Source organism: Staphylococcus sp. HMSC069E10, assembly GCF_001809205.1.
Lineage (GTDB): Bacteria > Bacillota > Bacilli > Staphylococcales > Staphylococcaceae > Staphylococcus > Staphylococcus hominis.
Genome location: NZ_KV796477.1, coordinates 217,864 through 234,721 on the forward strand (window position 1 = coordinate 217,864; position 16,858 = coordinate 234,721).

Below are 16,858 nucleotides of genomic sequence, written 5' to 3' on the forward strand. Positions count from 1 at the left end.
ACTAAATTTATTGGTAATTTATTAATTGAAATAATTTAGTTTAAAATGATTATAATTAATTGAGGAGTGATGCTCCCGTGGAAGAACGTCTAAATAGAGTAAAACAACAATTACAGCAATCTTCTTATAAATTAACACCTCAACGCGAAGCAACAGTTCGTGTGTTAATTGAGAATGAAAAAGATCATCTCAGTGCTGAAGATGTATATTTAAAAGTAAAAGATAAAGCACCTGAAATAGGTTTAGCTACTGTTTATCGAACTTTAGAACTACTTGCTGAATTAAAAGTAGTAGATAAAATTAATTTTGGTGATGGCGTAGCGCGATTTGATTTGAGAAAAGAAGGTGCTAAACATTTTCATCATCACTTAGTTTGTATGGAATGTGGTAAGGTAGATGAAATTCATGAAGACTTACTACCAAAAGTAGAAGAACGTGTTGAATCAGAATATCAATTTAAAATTTTGGATCATCGCTTAACATTTCACGGTATATGTTCAGAATGCCAAGCTAAAGGTAAATAATAAGTTAAACCTAATAAAGTGTTGTATCAACTCTATATACAAATGCTTGAAGAACTTTTCAAGATAAAAAAGTAATATGTAATAATTAATCGATAGAAGGTGTGAAATTAAGAATCAACTTTGAATTCTATTTCATACCTTTTTTATATAAACAGAGGTGTAATATGAAGACGATTATTGAAGAATTCTTAAAATTTATTCAAATTGAAAAGGGATTGAGTGAAAATACTATCGGCGCATATCGACGTGATTTAGCTAAATATGAAGAATACATGAAAGAACATAAAATTGCTCATATCGATTTTATTGATCGCCAAGTTATACAAGAATGCTTAGGATATTTAATAGACCAAGGTGCTTCTGCTAAATCAATGGCGCGTTTTATCTCTACAATTCGCAATTTTCATCAATTTGCACTTAGAGAAAAATATGCCGCTAAAGATCCAACTGTCTTAATTGAGACTCCGAAATATGAGAAGAAGTTACCCGATGTTTTAGAAGTTGAGGAAGTCATTCAACTTTTGGAAACACCGGACTTAAATAAGAAAAATGGGTATCGTGATCGTACAATATTAGAATTATTATATGCGACTGGCATGCGTGTTTCTGAACTGATACAAATTAATATTGAGGATATAAATCTTATTATGGGATTTGTTAGAGTATTTGGTAAAGGTAATAAAGAACGAATTATACCATTAGGAGACACTGTGATTGAATTTCTAGATACGTATTTAGAAAAGATACGTCCTCAACTTTTGAAAAAGACTATTACGAATGTATTGTTTTTAAATATGCACGGTAGACCTTTAACTAGACAAGGGATATGGAAGATGATTAAACAATATGGTTCAAAGGCCAATATTAATAAAACTTTAACTCCTCATACGTTGAGACATTCATTTGCTACACATCTTTTAGAAAATGGGGCAGATTTAAGAGCAGTTCAAGAAATGCTTGGTCATTCAGATATTTCAACAACGCAACTTTATACACATGTGTCTAAATCTCAAATACGACAAATGTATAATCAATTCCATCCTAGAGCTTAAAATAAAAGAAAGAAAAGTGAATGATTTAACTTTTCTTTCTTTTATTTTTAAGTGCTTTTTTTCTAGCTGCAATGATATCGCTTCTATCTCTTAGACGATGACAATGAACAATCATGTCATCATTGTTAATTTGTGTCTTATATTCATAATTAGGATATAAATTGATAATTTTCCTTTCTACCGCAGATTTAATTGGCAACTGTATTGGTTGAAATGTCTGATCATGTTTCACTTTTTCTATTTGATTTTGAATCAATAAAGTAAATTCATTGACCTTTAAACCAAGTGTCTCTTTATCTTTTGCATGCTTAAATGTATATAACGCTTTTTTAAAGCTTTTTAATGCACCTAACTTATTACATCGTCTATAGTGATACATTGCAGTTGAAAATAGTATTAAACTAACTACAGCATCTTTCTTAGAAAAATTAGGTTTTGACTTCCATAATTCTTCTAAAATATCATGACATAAAAAATAATGTTGGTGTGTATGAAATTGATAGTAGAAGTGACTTAATGCTTTATTCATGAATACTCATCCTTAATTTAATTCTAATATATATTCATGCTATAATATTTAAGTGAATTATGCACAATTTAGATTTTATAATACAAGGAAGTTAATTTATGTACGAAGTTAAATTAGATGCTTTTAATGGCCCATTAGATTTACTTCTTCATTTAATTCATAAATATGAAATAGATATTTATGATATACCAATGAAAGCTTTAACTGAACAATATATGCAATATGTTCATGCAATGAAAGAAGTTGAAATTAATATTGCAAGTGAATATTTAGTGATGGCTTCAGAGTTATTAATGATAAAAAGTAGATTATTATTGCCACAACAAGAAACTGAAAATGACTTAGAAGAAGATCCTCGTGAGGAACTTGTAGGTCGTTTAATCGAATATCAAAATTATAAAGAATATTCTTTACTATTAACAGAATTAAAGAAAGAACGAGAATTATATTATACTAAATCACCAGCTGATTTATCTCACTTAGAAAAAGAAACGCATTGGGACAAAAATCAAACGATTGATTTGACTCAACTGATTGTTGCATACCAAAGAGTAAAAAATAGAGTAGCATTAAATACGCCAAAAGTAGTTGAAATTTCAAAAGATACTTTTACAATTCAACAAGCTACTGAAGTGGTTGCTAAACATTTAGAGAAACAAACAGCATTTAACTTCTTTAGTTTATTTAACTTTAATGAACCTGTGAGTAAAGTCGTTACACATTTCTTAGCAATATTAGAAATGGCTAAAGCAGGTCTTATTAATATAGAACAGTCAAATAACTTTGAAGACATCAATATCATTAGAGGAGTGAACTATGCGATTGGATAACCTTGGAATTATAGAGTCCTTATTATTTACTGTAGGCGATGAAGGACTGGAAGCACGTCAGCTTGCAGATATTTTAAAAATGGATTTAGATGAACTTGATCAATTAATTTCGACGTATCATTCAAAAGGTCTTGAAATACAAAGATATGGTTCCATTTATATGTTAACCTCCAAAAAAGAGTGTGCACCTTTTATCGAAGTACTAGTGAAGCAAAAAGCAAACATGAAATTATCTCAAGCTGCTATGGAGACACTATCAATTATTGCTTATAATCAACCATTAACTAGAAGTGATATCGAAATAACAAGAGGTATCAATTCTGATGGTGCAGTGAGAACATTAATTGCTAGAGGACTTATTGAAGCAAAAGACATGGAGAATTCGCGGAGTCATTTACTCATGACTACTGATTTATTTTTAAATGTTTTTGGAATGAAATCAATAGAAGAATTACCATCTACTGAAGAAGATAACGAAGAGATTGAGAATTTCTTTAGTACACTTACAAATCAAAAGGAGAAATAAAATGAATAAAGATTTAGAAAGACTTCAAAAACGAATTGCTAACAGTGGATATACCTCTCGAAGAAAGGCAGAAACTTTAATCACTGAAGGTAAAGTGAAAGTAAATGGTCAAGTAGTTACAGAACTTGGAACGAAAGTTAAATCTTCAGACACTGTTGAAGTTGAAGGAATTAAAATTGAGCAAGAAGATAAAATTTATATTCTGTTCTATAAACCAACGCAAGTGATTACTAGTGTTTCAGATGATAGAGGTAGAACGGTTGTAACAGATTATTTTAAAGATTTAGAAGCAAGAATTTATCCAGTTGGACGATTAGACTATGATACTTCAGGGTTATTATTACTTACAAATGATGGTGAATTTACTAACCTAATGACTCATCCCAGATATCATATTCAAAAAAAATATGTTGCAAAATTAAAAGGGTATTTAATGAGAGAAGAAGTTAAATCATTAGAACAAGGAATTGAATTAGAGGATGGTTTTACACAACCTGCTCAAGTTAAAATAAAAAATCAAAATAAAGAAAAAAATACGACACTGGTTGAAATAACTATTAGCGAAGGTAGAAATAGACAAGTTCGACGTATGTTCGAACATTTTAATCACACCGTCGATAAATTAATACGAATCGAATTTGGAAATCTTAATTTAAAAGGATTAAATGCAGGTGAAGGTAGAGTATTAACACCTCATGAGGTGAAAATATTAAGACATATGGCTGAAAATGGTAATTAATTCGAAATAACTTAACAATACAAAGTATTTTCTCAATTACAATGTGTATCTTTTTTTATTTATTCACTGTAATTATAAATCATAGGTCCTACATCAAAAAAGATATTTTGCTATTTTTTTCACAAAGTCAATTGAATCGAAAGCTTTAATATAGTGAATATGCTATAATTAAAATGGTATAGAGCATGTGTAGGAGGTATATTGTAATGATGAATGAAATATTAATTGTAGACGATGAAGATAGAATCAGAAGATTATTAAAGCTTTACTTAGAAAGAGAATCGTTTACTATCCATGAAGCAAGTGATGGTAGAGAAGCATATGAACTTGCTATGGAAAATGACTATGCGTGCATTCTTTTAGATTTAATGTTGCCTGAAATGGATGGTATTGAAATGTCATCAAAATTACGTGAGCATAAAGATACGCCTATTATTATGCTTACAGCTAAAGGCGAAGAAACCAATCGTGTGGAAGGATTCGAATCAGGTGCAGATGATTATATAGTGAAGCCTTTCTCTCCCCGAGAAGTCGTATTAAGAGTGAAAGCATTACTGCGTAGAACTCAAACATCTAAACCAGAACAAAACGAACCACATGCAAGAGATGTCATTGAGTTTAATCATCTTATTATCGATAATGATGCACATCGTGTATTAGCGGATCAACAACAAGTGAATTTAACTCCAAAAGAATATGAGCTATTAATATACTTAGCAAAAACACCTAATAAAGTATTTGATCGTGAACAACTATTAAAAGAAGTTTGGCATTATGAATTTTATGGTGATCTAAGAACTGTAGACACACATGTTAAACGATTAAGAGAAAAATTAAATCGAGTTTCTGAAGAAGCAGCACATATGATTCAGACCGTTTGGGGTGTCGGTTACAAATTTGAGGTCAATACAAATGATGAATCGACTAAATAGTGTTGTTATAAAACTGTGGTTAACTATAATATTTATAGTAACGACAGTTTTAATTTTATTAAGTGCAGCATTAATTACATTTATTCAATATTATTACACCCAACAAACAGAAAATGCTATAAGAGAAGATGCTTCAAGGATTAGTCATCTTGTTGAAAAAGCTGATAACAAGTCACTTGCCATACAACATAGTCAGGAATTGATTGATGGTACAGGTGGCGTTATTATTATGTCTAATAAAAATATGTCAGCAGAAAAATCATATAATCTGATTAAAAAAAGAATGTTAAAAGAAATTCAAAACAACGACAACTTTAATAAAGTATTTGATACAGGGAAATCTGCCACACAAAACGTCACAATAAGTGAAAAAGGAGCTTCCCATTCTTATATTCTTTTAGGATATCCGATGCAATCTCAAGATCGTAAACATACTAAGTTTAGTGGCGTATTTATATATCAAGATTTAAAAACAATTGAAGATACTAATAATGCAATTACCATTATTATTTTAATTACTGCCATTGTATTTTTAATTGTTTCAACGATTTTTGCGTTCTTTTTATCTAATCGTATCACTAAGCCACTTAGAAAATTAAGTACACAGGCAATCAATGTATCGAATGGAGATTACTCTCAAAAAACAACAGTAAATACGAAAGATGAAATTGGTGAACTTTCTTATACGTTTAATAATATGAGTTATAAAATTCAAGAACACATTGAAGCTTTATCTACTCAAAAAAATATTCGTGATCGTTTATTTAATTCTATGATTGAAGGTGTAGTGGGTTTAAATGATAAAAGTGAAATTATTTTATCTAACAAAATGGCAGACCAAATACTACCGACAATTGATAAATCTATTTATTCAGAAATTAAAAATCAAATTAATGCCACATTTCATTCAAAAGGTACAGAGTTTAATGAATATACAATAAACTCTAAGTATTATGTGTTTATAATGAGCTATATTGATCGTATTCAACAAGATGGTCGTAGCGGGATTGTAACCATCATAAGAGATATGACAAATGAACATAATCTTGATCAAATGAAAAAAGATTTTATCGCAAACGTATCCCATGAACTCCGTACACCGATTTCGTTATTACAGGGTTATACTGAATCGATAGTCGATGGCATTGTAACAGAACCTAACGAAATCAAAGAATCACTATCAATTGTATTAGATGAAACAAAACGACTTAATCGCCTTGTCAACGAGCTTTTAAATGTTGCAAGAATGGATGCGGAAGGATTAGCCATTAATAAAGAAATACAGCCTATAATGCCATTATTACGTAAAATACAACTTAAATATCGTCAACAAGCACAAGATTTAGAACTAAACATAGACTTGTTACCAAATATTAATGAAGATGATTTATGGAATTACGATGCTGATCGAATTGATCAAGTACTCACAAACTTAATTGATAATGCAACACGCTATACACATCCTGGAGATTCAATTACGATTACTGCTAATAAAGATAGTCAGTACCAAATTTTAAATATAAAAGACACAGGTAGCGGCATTGCTCCCGAACATCTTGATCATGTATTTGATCGTTTTTATAAAGTAGAAGCTTCTAGAACTAGAGGTAAACAAGGAACTGGTTTAGGATTATTTATTAGTAAGATGATTATTCAAGAGCATGGCGGAATTATTTCTGTAGAAAGTACAGTGAATAAAGGCACAACCTTTATTATTAAATTACCTAAACCTTCTATAGATTCTAAATAATTAACTTTCGACAAAATAAGATTAAATATCCAAATTATTTGAGATTATGCTCTTCAAAGTTAAAGATAAAACTTTGAAGAGCGTTTTTATATCTATAGTTTTTTTAAATTAATATTTCATTTCATATTAATTTAAAATCAGTCGACGAAATTGATGAACCATATCTCTCATTTTTATAAATAAACAGAGATATTGCAATGAAGGAGTTATTCATGTAATATAAATTTTAAATGATAAATTCAATAATTCATCTTCGGGGTAGGGTGTAATTCCCAACCGGCAGTAATTTGAGCCTGCGACCCGCTTCAATGGAAGTGGCTGATTCAGTGTAAATCTGAAGCCGACAGTATAGTCTGGATGGGAGAAGGTGGAGGTTTTTTGTTGTGTAAAAGTATCCTCCAATTCTTAGTAAGATGAATGGAAGGAGAAAACTGAATATGCAACAAAATAAACGTTTAATTACCATAAGTATGTTGAGTGCAATTGCATTCATATTAACATTTTTGAAATTTCCATTACCATTTTTGCCTCCATACTTAACATTAGATTTTAGTGATGTACCGACTTTATTAGCTACTTTTATTTTTGGTCCTTTATCTGGTCTTCTTGTAGCATTAATTAAAAATATATTAAATTTCTTATTTAATATTGGCGATCCTGTTGGGCCTGTGGCAAATTTTTTAGCAGGGGCTAGTTTTTTACTAACAGCTTATTTTGTTAGTCATCGTAAACAATATTCATCTCGTCGTTCACTAATTATAGGATTAGTTGCCGGCACTATTGCAATGACTATCGTTTTAAGTATTTTAAATTATTTTGTCTTACTACCTTTATATGGCATGATATTTAATCTTGGTGATGTATTTACTAATTTAAAAGTAATTATTTTATCTGGTATTATTCCTTTTAATATTATTAAAGGATGTGTAATATCGATTATTTTTATCTTGCTATATCGCCGTTTAAAAAAAGTATTGAAATAAAATCAAAACCTCCGATGACTTCTTAGTAGGAATCATCGGAGGTTTTATATTATAATTATGGTAATGCAATTTTATTTACGGATTTATTCAAATTTTAAGGCATCTCCATCAAAAGGCTCTTCTTCAATTTTAATTGAATCAGTTGGACAGCCTTCAAGAGCATCTTCCATATCTTCATATAATTCTTCTGGTACTTCTGCAGTACCTTGATTATCGTCAAGGATTACGAAAGCAATACCTTCGTCATCATAATCGTAAATATCTGGTGCAGCAGCGCCACAAGCACCACAAGCAATACATGTATCCATATCAACGATTGTGTACTTTGCCATTTTATTCGCCTCCTTTGATAAAAATGCTACACTAGTCATAATAAATAATTTTATTATATTCTAGATATAAAAGTTCTATAAAAGAGGAGTTCACTCATGCAAGAAATGATTAGTTATGTTAAACATCACTCATTCAATTATAAAACTAATAAAAGTATATATAATATTTTAAGTGGAAAAAAGTCACATCAAACGTTTTTTGATGCGAGCTCTCAACAACTTTTATCATTATATCATAGTTTACCTAAATTAAAATATCAGACATTTGAACGACTTTTAAATAAAAATGATATAAAAGAATTAAATATCAAGGTGCATCCTCGATTCACTTATGATAGTCTTAATAATACTTTTAAATGTATTCAATTATTAATTCAGACGATATCTCAATATCTCCATCATCAACTTAAATTCGTACCAATGAACCAACAGGTTATTATTCAAAATAAAGTTAAAAAGGTTTATGGAACTATTATTGAAAATGATTTAATAAAAGACTTTGAAAATGAAGTGACTGATTTATTTCAAGCAATCAGTTTAAATAACAATAATAAGTGTTACCTTCATTATTATTTGCATGGTTATGATGAGCCTATGTATACAAGACAACAGGTAAGTTTGATTGAGAATATTTCTATTTCAAAATTATATACATTAGAATTGAATAATTTAGTCACCTTAGGAAGTGAAATTGAAAATAAACAACGTTATCCTATATTGTCTGAATGTATTATTCTTTCATCATTATTAAATAAAACATCTATTACTCAACAATATCTTCATCAAGGTTTGAGTTTAAATGAAATCGCAATTGCACAGAATGTTAAACTTAATACAATAGAAGATCATATTTTAGAATTATTTATTAAAGGTTATGAGAAAAATTACGAAAATTATGTGGGAAAAAAAGATATTTTTCAATTTACTCAATACTATACAGAGCATAAAGGAGAAAGATTAAAACGATATAAACAAGAGTTTGATCATTTATCATACTTTGAAATTAAACTCATGATTGTTGGGATAGAAAGAGGTGAAATGAATGTTAGAGAACAATCTTAAACAATGGTTTGGACATGAAAGTTTTCACCCAGGTCAGAAAGAGGTCATAGAAAGTGTATTACAAGGCAATCATACACTTGGTGTTTTGCCAACAGGTAGTGGGAAAAGTCTGTGTTATCAATTTCCAACTTATATGCAACAAAAACCTACTCTTATTATTTCACCGCTAATTTCTTTAATGGATGACCAAGTGATGCAACTTAAATCTCAAGGTGAACGAAGGGTTGTGTGTATTCATTCAGGTATGGATGAACAAGAAAAAAAAGAAAATATCAATGTATTAAATCAAAGTCGTTTTATATTTCTAAGTCCTGAATTTATTCTTCAATCTCATCATTTCAATTTAATTAAAAACATTCCATTTGGTTTAGTAGTATTAGATGAAGCACATTGCTTATCAGAATGGGGATATGATTTTAGACCGCATTACGCACTTATTGGTCAAATCACTCATCATTTTAAATTAGCGACTATTTTAGCATTAACTGCTACTGCACCGCCACATTTAACAAGTGATTTAGAACATATTTTAAAAGTTAAATTAAACACTATACAAACTACTATGAATCGTAAAAATATTTCGTTATCACATTTTAATTTCAAGGATGACGACGAAAAAATAGAATGGTTATTGAAATTTATTGAATCTTCAGGTCCCACAATTATTTATGTATCATCTAAGAAAATATGCTTACAACTCGCAAAACTCATTTATCAACATGGATATTTAACTGGTATTTATCATGGGGATTTAACTTATCAAGAACGTCAAACTGTTCAAAATCAATTTATTAATAATTTTATTCCAGTTATTGTAGCTACTAGTGCTTTTGGAATGGGGGTTAATAAAAAAGACATTCGGACTGTTATTCATTTTCATTTATCATCTAGTCCTTCAAATTATTTACAAGAAATTGGACGAGCTGGGAGAGATGGAAAACAAAGTCAAGCGATTAGTCTATATCAACCAGACGATGCTTATATTCTAGAGACGTTACTCTTTAATGATGCTATCGTATCAGAAGATGTCGAAACTTTTGAGTTAGGCGCATTCCTTCCACCTAATAAAGAAGAAATTTTAACAGTATTACACCAAAATTATACATTTAAAGAATTGAAACACATTTTTAAAACCTCATATATACGTAAACAAGCTGGTTATCAAAGAATCATAGGTTATACTCGTATAGATCAATGTAGAAGAAAATTTTTACTGGAATTTTTTGGAGAATCTCCTAATCAATCTAATGAATGTTGTGACAATGATTCAGATTTAAGTAAAATTGAGTGTTACAACAGAAAAAAAGTTAAAAGACAATTTACTTTCAATGAAAAAATTAAAAACTTATTTAGAGTTTAGTGACTTTACTTTACTAAAATATTTTATACAGGATATAATTAAATTACAAAATGATTTATAAGAAATTTAAAAAATGATACATATTTATGCATTACTTGGGTATAAATAATGTGACAATTAAAATAAGAAAAAGAAAGGATGTTGACTATGTCTAGAGATAATTTTAAGGATGATTTTGAAAAAAATCGACAATCGATAGATTCAAACGATCAATTCGATCGTGTAAATAATGAAACTAACGATGAAATAGACAATTTTAACAATGAAACTGATCAACAGTTTCCACCAAGAAATGCACAAAGACGACAAAGAAGAAGAAACCAATCTTCTAGTCGTAACAAAAAATTTAACGATCAGGTTAATGATTATGAAGAAGGTTCATTAGATGACCGTTATGATGAGGAAACATTTGACAAAGTACATAACGAAAGTAACTCTCATCATAATCACGAGAATGATGAGAATAATCAACGTTCCAATATAGATGAGCATTATGATGAACGCAACCGTCATTCTAATTTAAATGATCGTCATAATAATGATGATCGTCGTAATAATTCTAATCATCGTTTTGAGGACGATAGTTATGAAAATGATGATAATAGTGATGATAGAATGAATAGTGATCATCGTCGTCATCGTGATTTTGATCAAGATAATGATAGACATGAAGATCATCATTCCAAAATCGGAAAAGATGCAACCATTGCTGGAGGAGCTGCTGCTACTGGAGCTGTTGGAGCAAAAGCATCACGTAATAAAAAACGTAAAAATAATCGTCATGATGAGGAAAATTATAGAGATAATGAAAATAGAAGTGTTCAACATGACAACGAAGATAATAATGAACTAGATAATAAACATCACAGAAAAAAAGGAAATAAAGGCAAAAAAGCTGCTGCAGTCGGTGCTGGCGCAGCTGGAGCAGGTGCTGCTGGTGCTGCTGCTTCTAAACATAAACATCATAATGAACATAACAATCTAAATCATCATGATGATGATAAACATCGTGAATACGAAGATAATGATGGTTTCCAAGCACATAACGGTAAGAAAAAACGTGGTTTAATGGGAATTTTACTTCCACTCATAGCTTTATTACTTATTTTAGCTGCTCTAGCTATTTTTATTGGCATGTATCTTAACAATGACCATAAAGATAAGAATAATAACACTGCAGATAATAAAACAGAACAAACTGAGAACAAAGATAAAGATAAAGACAAAGACAATGCTACAAATGAAAAAGACCAATCAAATGAAACAGCAACAACAAAAGAAGATAAATCAAGTGAATCAGATAATAGCACTAAAAAAGATAGTGATGAGTCAAATGAAGTAGCTACAACAGAAAACAGTACATCAAATGATAATAATGATAAAAATTCTACTGAAAATGCAACATCTGAAAATGATAACAATAAATCAAATGTATATAATAATTCATCAAGTTCAGATAATAACTCAAATTCTCAATCAACTCAAAATAACACACAATCAAGTAATAGTGTTGGCCAACAAACTCACGTAGTATCTGGTAATGATAATTTATATCGTATTGCAATTCAATACTATGGTGAAGGTACAGTTGAAAATGTAAATAAATTAAAACGAGCTAATGGCTTAACTAGTAATAATATTGTAAATGGTCAAAAATTAGTTATTCCTCAATAATATCTGAATGTATTAAAAAAGATACACCTAAAATGGTGTATCTTTTTTATGTTCATTTGAAGATAAGTAAATAATAATGTAAATATTTTTATTTAGAAATATATCAGTAAACTGATATAATATGTTAGTGATTAAAGGAGGCCATTAAACATGCAAACAATTGAAAGTATTATTATTGGTGGAGGCCCATGTGGTTTAAGTGCAGCCATTGAGCAAAAGAAAAAAGGCATAGAAACACTAGTAATTGAAAAAGGTAATATTGTAGATGCCATTTATCATTATCCTACGCATCAAACTTTTTTCTCTTCTAGCGATAAATTAAGTATTGGCGATGTGCCATTTATTGTAGAGGAAAGTAAACCTCGTCGTAACCAAGCACTTGTCTATTATAGAGAAGTAGTAAAATTTCATCAGTTGAATGTACATCCTTTTGAGGAAGTATTAACAGTTAAAAAAATTGGAAATAAATTTACAATTACAACAACTAAAGACGTGTATGAATGTAAATTTTTAACAGTTGCGACTGGTTATTACGGTCAACATAATACTTTAGATGTTAAAGGTGCGGATTTATCTAAGGTTAAACATTACTTTAAAGAAGCACATCCATACTTCAATCAAGATGTTGTGGTTATTGGAGGTAAGAATTCTGCAGTAGATGCAGCTTTGGAATTGGAAAAGGCTGGGGCAAATGTGACTGTATTATATCGTGGAGATCGATATTCAGCAGCAATTAAACCTTGGATTTTACCAAATTTTGAATCTTTAGTTAACCATGAAAAAATCGATATGGAATTTGATGCAAATGTTACTGAAATCACTCAACATTCAGTAACTTATGAAAAAAATGGTGAAACAGTAACAATACCAAATGACTTTGTTTTTGCAATGATTGGTTATCATCCAGACTATGAGTTTTTACAATCTATTGGTATAGATATTCATACTAATGAATTTGGAACAGCTCCAATTTATAACAAAGAAACGTATGAAACAAATGTGGAAAACTGTTATATTGCTGGTGTTATAGCAGCTGGTAATGATAATAATTCAATTTTCATTGAAAACGGTAAATACCATGGTGGCATTATCGCTCAAAATATTTTAAGAAAAAAACAAACTCCACTAGAAAGTTAAATTTCATTTATTTTAATTAAAAGAGAGAAACAATGAGTGCATCATCATTGTTTCTCTCTTTTTTAAGTTTCAAAGTATTCTTTCAATTCCTTGTGATTCATATGATTACTTAAACCAATTAAAAGTTTTAATCTTGCTTTAGGGCCATTTAATCCGTTAGAAAAAATAAGTCCCTCTTCAGCTAATCGAAAACCTCCACCTTCATAATCATATACTGGACTTACAATGCCATTAAATGAGCGAGACACAAGTACGATAGGAATATCTTTTTTGACACACGATTCAATACCTTTTAAACAACTTGGGGGTAAGTTACCTTGGCCTAACGCTTCAATAATTATACCTTGAACATTTTGTTGAGCATAAAATTCTAAAACATCCTTAGTCATCCCCATATACGCTTTAATTAATGGCACATTTAAACTCTCATCTATTCTTGGAAATACTGTTTGTCGATATGGACGATTATAGAATTGAACACGATCTTTAGTTAAGATACCTAAAGGGCCTTGATTAGGACTCTGAAAGGTATTGATATTCGAAGTATGTGTTTTAGTAACATTTCTCGCAGTATGTATTTCGTCATTAAATACGACCATCACGCCTTTATCAGAAGCTTCTAATGAAGTTGCAACTCTAATTGCTGAAATAAAATTATATAGCCCATCTGAACCAATCTCGTTTGATGAACGCATCGCACCTGTTATAACAATAGGTTGACTTATATCGATTGTTAAATCGAGCAAATAAGCTGTTTCTTCTAACGTATCTGTGCCATGTGTAATCACACATCCATCATAATGATTCTTAGAAAATTCCTTAATAATGATGTCTTTTAACTTTATTACATGAGAAAGTGTGATATGTGGTGATGGGACATTAAAGGGACTTATTTCATATACATTTGCATATTGACCTATGATGTTTTTATGTAATGAAATAGGATTGATGTCATTTGTAACGACCTGATTGAGTTGATTTTGAGACATACTAATTGTTCCACCTGTATGAATAACAAGTATTTTTTTCATTAAACTCCTCCTATTTTTAAAATATATATTTATGATAAAATAATACAGATAAAACAACAAGAAAGGAAAAATGTTATGAATCCAATTAATATTGCATTAGATGGTCCTGCTGCTGCTGGAAAAAGTACAATTGCAAGACAAGTGGCTAGTAAATTATCAATGATTTATGTCGATACTGGTGCAATGTATCGTGCAATAACGTATAAATATTTAAAGCAAGATGCTCCTGAAGATTTTCAAAATTTAATTAATCATACTTCTTTAGAATTAACTTACAATCCATCAAAAGGACAACGAATTATTTTAGATAACGAGGATGTGACAGACTATCTAAGAGAAAATGATGTCACGCAACATGTTTCATATGTTGCATCAAAAGAACCTGTACGCACATACGCCGTACAAAAACAAAAAGAATTAGCAATAAAAAAAGGAATTGTTATGGACGGTAGAGATATTGGTACCGTCGTTCTTCCAGATGCTGAGTTAAAAGTATATATGATTGCCTCTGTAGATGAAAGAGCTGAAAGAAGACAAAAAGAGAATGAATTACGTGGCATTTCTTCCACTTTAAATCAATTAAAAAAAGAAATTGAAGAAAGAGATCATTACGATATGAATCGTGATATTTCACCTTTAAGAAAAGCGGAAGATGCTATAACAGTGGATACAACGAGTAAAACTATAGAAGAAGTAACTGAAGAAATATTAAAATTAGTAGAGAATCTGTAATTTTTGTACATAGCTATTTAATTTAATTCGTCAAATGACTAAAATATAAGCGAATTATTTTAAATAGCTATTTTAGTTATATATAATTAATTATGGAAATATAAACAATAAATTTTCTTAATCTTATATTCAATCATAAGTTTCGATTTTTATTGATATTAATAAATATATTTTTCTATTGCTCAATATTAAATAATTTTAAAAAATGATATATTTTTTAAAAACTTATGAAACTAAAGGGGTATTTCTTGACAATTCCTTGTGTTTATAAGATGTTATAGTTATGTAGTGTATAAGGAGGCAAACATGATGACTGAAGAATTCAATGAATCAATGATTAATGATATTAAAGAAGGTGACAAAGTCACTGCAAAAGTTCAACAAGTTGAAGATAAACAAGTAGTAGTTCATATTGATGGGGCTAAATATAATGGAATTATTCCAATTAGCCAACTTTCAACTCATCACATTGAAAATCCAAGTGAGATTATTTCAGAAGGTGATGAAATTGAAGCATATGTAACCAAAATTGAAATTGACGAAGAAAATGAATCAGGCGCTTACATTTTATCAAAACGTCAACTTGAAACCGAAAAATCATATGAATATTTACAAGAAAAGCTTGATAATGACGAAGTAATCGAAGCTAAAGTTACTGAAGTAGTTAAAGGTGGCTTAGTTGTGGATGTGGGCCAAAGAGGATTCGTTCCTGCGTCACTCATTTCAACTGATTTCATTGAAGATTTCTCTGTATTTGAAGGACAAACAATTCGTCTTAAAGTAGAAGAATTAGATCCTGAAAATAATAGAGTCATTTTAAGCCGTAAAGCAGTTGAACAAGCTGAAAATGACGTTAAAAAAGCATCGTTATTAGATTCACTTAATGAAGGGGACGTTATCAAAGGGAAAGTTGCTCGTCTTACTAACTTTGGTGCTTTTGTAGATATTGGTGGCGTTGATGGATTAGTTCACGTATCAGAATTATCACATGAGCATGTTCAATCTCCTGAAGACGTGGTAAGCGTTGGACAAGAAGTGGACGTTAAAGTTAAATCTGTTGAAAAAGATTCTGAGCGTATTTCTTTATCTATTAAAGATACTTTACCAACTCCATTCGAAAATATTAAAGGTAAATTCCACGAAAACGACGTTATCGAAGGTAAAGTAATTCGCTTGGCTAACTTTGGTGCTTTTGTGGAAATTGCTCCTGGTGTTCAAGGACTTGTACACATTTCAGAAATTGCTCATAAACATATTGGTACACCAAGTGAAGTGTTAGAACCAGGACAACAAGTGAGCGTTAAAATTTTAGGTATTGATGAAGAAAATGAGCGTATTTCTTTATCTATTAAAGCTACATTACCAAATGAAGATGTGATTGAAAGTGACGAAGCTACAACTCAATCATATTTATCTAATGAAACAGATGAAGACAATCCAACATTAGGTGACGTTTTTGGTGATAAATTTAAAAACTTAAAATTCTAATATTAAATATTTTATTATTTAATTTAATGATGAGAGCAAGAAAAGATATTCAAATAGAATTCTTTCTTGCTCTTTTTTATTTATCTTTACTCACTATCTATCGTATGACAATATATACTTGTTTTTAAATCATCATTGCATATGATAAAATTATAGAGATTTTAGAAAGAGAGGAAG

The 16,858-nt window shown here is 29.9% G+C and carries 17 protein-coding genes and 1 riboswitch; of the genes, 14 read left to right on the forward strand and 3 right to left on the reverse strand.

Annotated features, from left to right (window positions below):
- Nucleotides 1-77 precede the first annotated feature (77 nt).
- The gene (locus HMPREF2561_RS04985; RefSeq protein WP_048679284.1) at nucleotides 78-524 is read left to right on the forward strand and encodes a ferric iron uptake transcriptional regulator; all 447 of its coding nucleotides are present in this window, start codon (nucleotides 78-80) and stop codon (nucleotides 522-524) included.
- Between the two features lie 164 nt (nucleotides 525-688).
- The gene (xerD, locus tag HMPREF2561_RS04990; RefSeq protein ID WP_048679287.1) at nucleotides 689-1,576 is read left to right on the forward strand and encodes a site-specific tyrosine recombinase XerD; all 888 of its coding nucleotides are present in this window, start codon (nucleotides 689-691) and stop codon (nucleotides 1,574-1,576) included.
- 25 nt (nucleotides 1,577-1,601) lie between these two features.
- On the opposite strand, the gene HMPREF2561_RS04995 is transcribed toward xerD, so the two are convergent.
- Nucleotides 1,602-2,105 carry a DUF309 domain-containing protein gene (locus HMPREF2561_RS04995; protein WP_048679289.1) on the reverse strand — a complete coding sequence of 168 codons (504 nt, stop codon included), beginning with the start codon at nucleotides 2,103-2,105 and terminating at the stop codon, nucleotides 1,602-1,604.
- A gap of 98 nt (nucleotides 2,106-2,203) precedes the next feature.
- On the opposite strand from HMPREF2561_RS04995, the gene HMPREF2561_RS05000 reads away from it, so the two are divergent.
- The 6 genes from HMPREF2561_RS05000 (at nucleotide 2,204) to HMPREF2561_RS05025 (ending at nucleotide 7,865) form a co-directional block, all read left to right on the forward strand.
- Nucleotides 2,204-2,935 (forward strand): segregation and condensation protein A, encoded by a 732-nt coding sequence (locus HMPREF2561_RS05000; RefSeq protein ID WP_070468437.1) that lies wholly within the window; start codon nucleotides 2,204-2,206, stop codon nucleotides 2,933-2,935.
- Complete coding sequence (gene scpB / locus HMPREF2561_RS05005) at nucleotides 2,928-3,461, forward strand: SMC-Scp complex subunit ScpB (protein WP_002449749.1); 534 nt, start codon at nucleotides 2,928-2,930, stop codon at nucleotides 3,459-3,461. The genes HMPREF2561_RS05000 and scpB overlap by 8 nt, the downstream gene beginning before the upstream one ends.
- 1 nt (nucleotide 3,462) lies before the next feature.
- Nucleotides 3,463-4,200 carry a pseudouridine synthase gene (locus HMPREF2561_RS05010; protein WP_002449899.1) on the forward strand — a complete coding sequence of 246 codons (738 nt, stop codon included), beginning with the start codon at nucleotides 3,463-3,465 and terminating at the stop codon, nucleotides 4,198-4,200.
- 206 nt (nucleotides 4,201-4,406) lie between these two features.
- Nucleotides 4,407-5,132 (forward strand): response regulator transcription factor, encoded by a 726-nt coding sequence (locus HMPREF2561_RS05015; protein ID WP_017176279.1) that lies wholly within the window; start codon nucleotides 4,407-4,409, stop codon nucleotides 5,130-5,132.
- A complete protein-coding gene (locus tag HMPREF2561_RS05020; protein ID WP_070468439.1) occupies nucleotides 5,113-6,882 on the forward strand; it encodes an ATP-binding protein in 1,770 nt (589 codons plus the stop codon). Before HMPREF2561_RS05015 ends, HMPREF2561_RS05020 begins: the two co-directional genes overlap by 20 nt.
- A gap of 245 nt (nucleotides 6,883-7,127) precedes the next feature.
- Nucleotides 7,128-7,255, forward strand: a riboswitch (FMN riboswitch).
- A gap of 64 nt (nucleotides 7,256-7,319) precedes the next feature.
- Nucleotides 7,320-7,865: an ECF transporter S component gene (locus tag HMPREF2561_RS05025; RefSeq protein WP_002449844.1), complete on the forward strand. Its 546-nt coding sequence runs from the start codon at nucleotides 7,320-7,322 to the stop codon at nucleotides 7,863-7,865.
- 83 nt (nucleotides 7,866-7,948) lie between these two features.
- On the opposite strand, the gene HMPREF2561_RS05030 is transcribed toward HMPREF2561_RS05025, so the two are convergent.
- Complete coding sequence (locus HMPREF2561_RS05030; protein ID WP_002449743.1) at nucleotides 7,949-8,197, reverse strand: ferredoxin; 249 nt, start codon at nucleotides 8,195-8,197, stop codon at nucleotides 7,949-7,951.
- 96 nt (nucleotides 8,198-8,293) lie between these two features.
- Between HMPREF2561_RS05030 and HMPREF2561_RS05035 the strand changes: the two genes are divergently transcribed.
- The 4 genes from HMPREF2561_RS05035 (at nucleotide 8,294) to ypdA (ending at nucleotide 13,430) form a co-directional block, all read left to right on the forward strand.
- Nucleotides 8,294-9,259, forward strand: a complete 966-nt coding sequence (locus HMPREF2561_RS05035) for a helix-turn-helix domain-containing protein (RefSeq protein WP_017176281.1) — start codon at nucleotides 8,294-8,296, stop codon at nucleotides 9,257-9,259.
- A complete protein-coding gene (locus HMPREF2561_RS05040; protein WP_017176282.1) occupies nucleotides 9,240-10,619 on the forward strand; it encodes a RecQ family ATP-dependent DNA helicase in 1,380 nt (459 codons plus the stop codon). The genes HMPREF2561_RS05035 and HMPREF2561_RS05040 overlap by 20 nt, the downstream gene beginning before the upstream one ends.
- Before the next feature lie 147 nt (nucleotides 10,620-10,766).
- Complete coding sequence (ebpS, locus tag HMPREF2561_RS05045; RefSeq protein WP_017176283.1) at nucleotides 10,767-12,293, forward strand: elastin-binding protein EbpS; 1,527 nt, start codon at nucleotides 10,767-10,769, stop codon at nucleotides 12,291-12,293.
- A 150-nt stretch (nucleotides 12,294-12,443) separates the two neighbouring features.
- Nucleotides 12,444-13,430 carry a bacillithiol disulfide reductase YpdA gene (ypdA, locus tag HMPREF2561_RS05050; protein ID WP_017176284.1) on the forward strand — a complete coding sequence of 329 codons (987 nt, stop codon included), beginning with the start codon at nucleotides 12,444-12,446 and terminating at the stop codon, nucleotides 13,428-13,430.
- Between the two features lie 62 nt (nucleotides 13,431-13,492).
- On the opposite strand, the gene HMPREF2561_RS05055 is transcribed toward ypdA, so the two are convergent.
- Complete coding sequence (locus HMPREF2561_RS05055) at nucleotides 13,493-14,461, reverse strand: asparaginase (RefSeq protein ID WP_017176285.1); 969 nt, start codon at nucleotides 14,459-14,461, stop codon at nucleotides 13,493-13,495.
- Nucleotides 14,462-14,536: 75 nt separating this feature from the next.
- On the opposite strand from HMPREF2561_RS05055, the gene cmk reads away from it, so the two are divergent.
- Both cmk and rpsA read left to right on the forward strand, forming a co-directional pair.
- The gene (gene cmk, locus HMPREF2561_RS05060) at nucleotides 14,537-15,193 is read left to right on the forward strand and encodes a (d)CMP kinase (protein WP_017176286.1); all 657 of its coding nucleotides are present in this window, start codon (nucleotides 14,537-14,539) and stop codon (nucleotides 15,191-15,193) included.
- Nucleotides 15,194-15,502: 309 nt separating this feature from the next.
- The gene (gene rpsA, locus HMPREF2561_RS05065) at nucleotides 15,503-16,681 is read left to right on the forward strand and encodes a 30S ribosomal protein S1 (protein WP_017176287.1); all 1,179 of its coding nucleotides are present in this window, start codon (nucleotides 15,503-15,505) and stop codon (nucleotides 16,679-16,681) included.
- Nucleotides 16,682-16,858: the final 177 nt, after the last annotated feature.

Bases quoted from the DNA above. Each gene is read 5' to 3' on its own strand.
- xerD (WP_048679287.1), top strand. From the start codon at position 689: ATGAAGACGATTATTGAAGAATTCTTAAAATTTATTCAAATTGAAAAG.
- HMPREF2561_RS04995 (WP_048679289.1), bottom strand. From the start codon at position 2,105: ATGAATAAAGCATTAAGTCACTTCTACTATCAATTTCATACACACCAA.
- HMPREF2561_RS05000 (WP_070468437.1), top strand. From the start codon at position 2,204: ATGTACGAAGTTAAATTAGATGCTTTTAATGGCCCATTAGATTTACTT.
- HMPREF2561_RS05010 (WP_002449899.1), top strand. From the start codon at position 3,463: ATGAATAAAGATTTAGAAAGACTTCAAAAACGAATTGCTAACAGTGGA.
- HMPREF2561_RS05015 (WP_017176279.1), top strand. From the start codon at position 4,407: ATGATGAATGAAATATTAATTGTAGACGATGAAGATAGAATCAGAAGA.
- HMPREF2561_RS05020 (WP_070468439.1), top strand. From the start codon at position 5,113: ATGATGAATCGACTAAATAGTGTTGTTATAAAACTGTGGTTAACTATA.
- HMPREF2561_RS05025 (WP_002449844.1), top strand. From the start codon at position 7,320: ATGCAACAAAATAAACGTTTAATTACCATAAGTATGTTGAGTGCAATT.
- HMPREF2561_RS05030 (WP_002449743.1), bottom strand. From the start codon at position 8,197: ATGGCAAAGTACACAATCGTTGATATGGATACATGTATTGCTTGTGGT.
- HMPREF2561_RS05035 (WP_017176281.1), top strand. From the start codon at position 8,294: ATGCAAGAAATGATTAGTTATGTTAAACATCACTCATTCAATTATAAA.
- HMPREF2561_RS05040 (WP_017176282.1), top strand. From the start codon at position 9,240: ATGTTAGAGAACAATCTTAAACAATGGTTTGGACATGAAAGTTTTCAC.
- ebpS (WP_017176283.1), top strand. From the start codon at position 10,767: ATGTCTAGAGATAATTTTAAGGATGATTTTGAAAAAAATCGACAATCG.
- ypdA (WP_017176284.1), top strand. From the start codon at position 12,444: ATGCAAACAATTGAAAGTATTATTATTGGTGGAGGCCCATGTGGTTTA.
- HMPREF2561_RS05055 (WP_017176285.1), bottom strand. From the start codon at position 14,461: ATGAAAAAAATACTTGTTATTCATACAGGTGGAACAATTAGTATGTCT.
- cmk (WP_017176286.1), top strand. From the start codon at position 14,537: ATGAATCCAATTAATATTGCATTAGATGGTCCTGCTGCTGCTGGAAAA.
- rpsA (WP_017176287.1), top strand. From the start codon at position 15,503: ATGACTGAAGAATTCAATGAATCAATGATTAATGATATTAAAGAAGGT.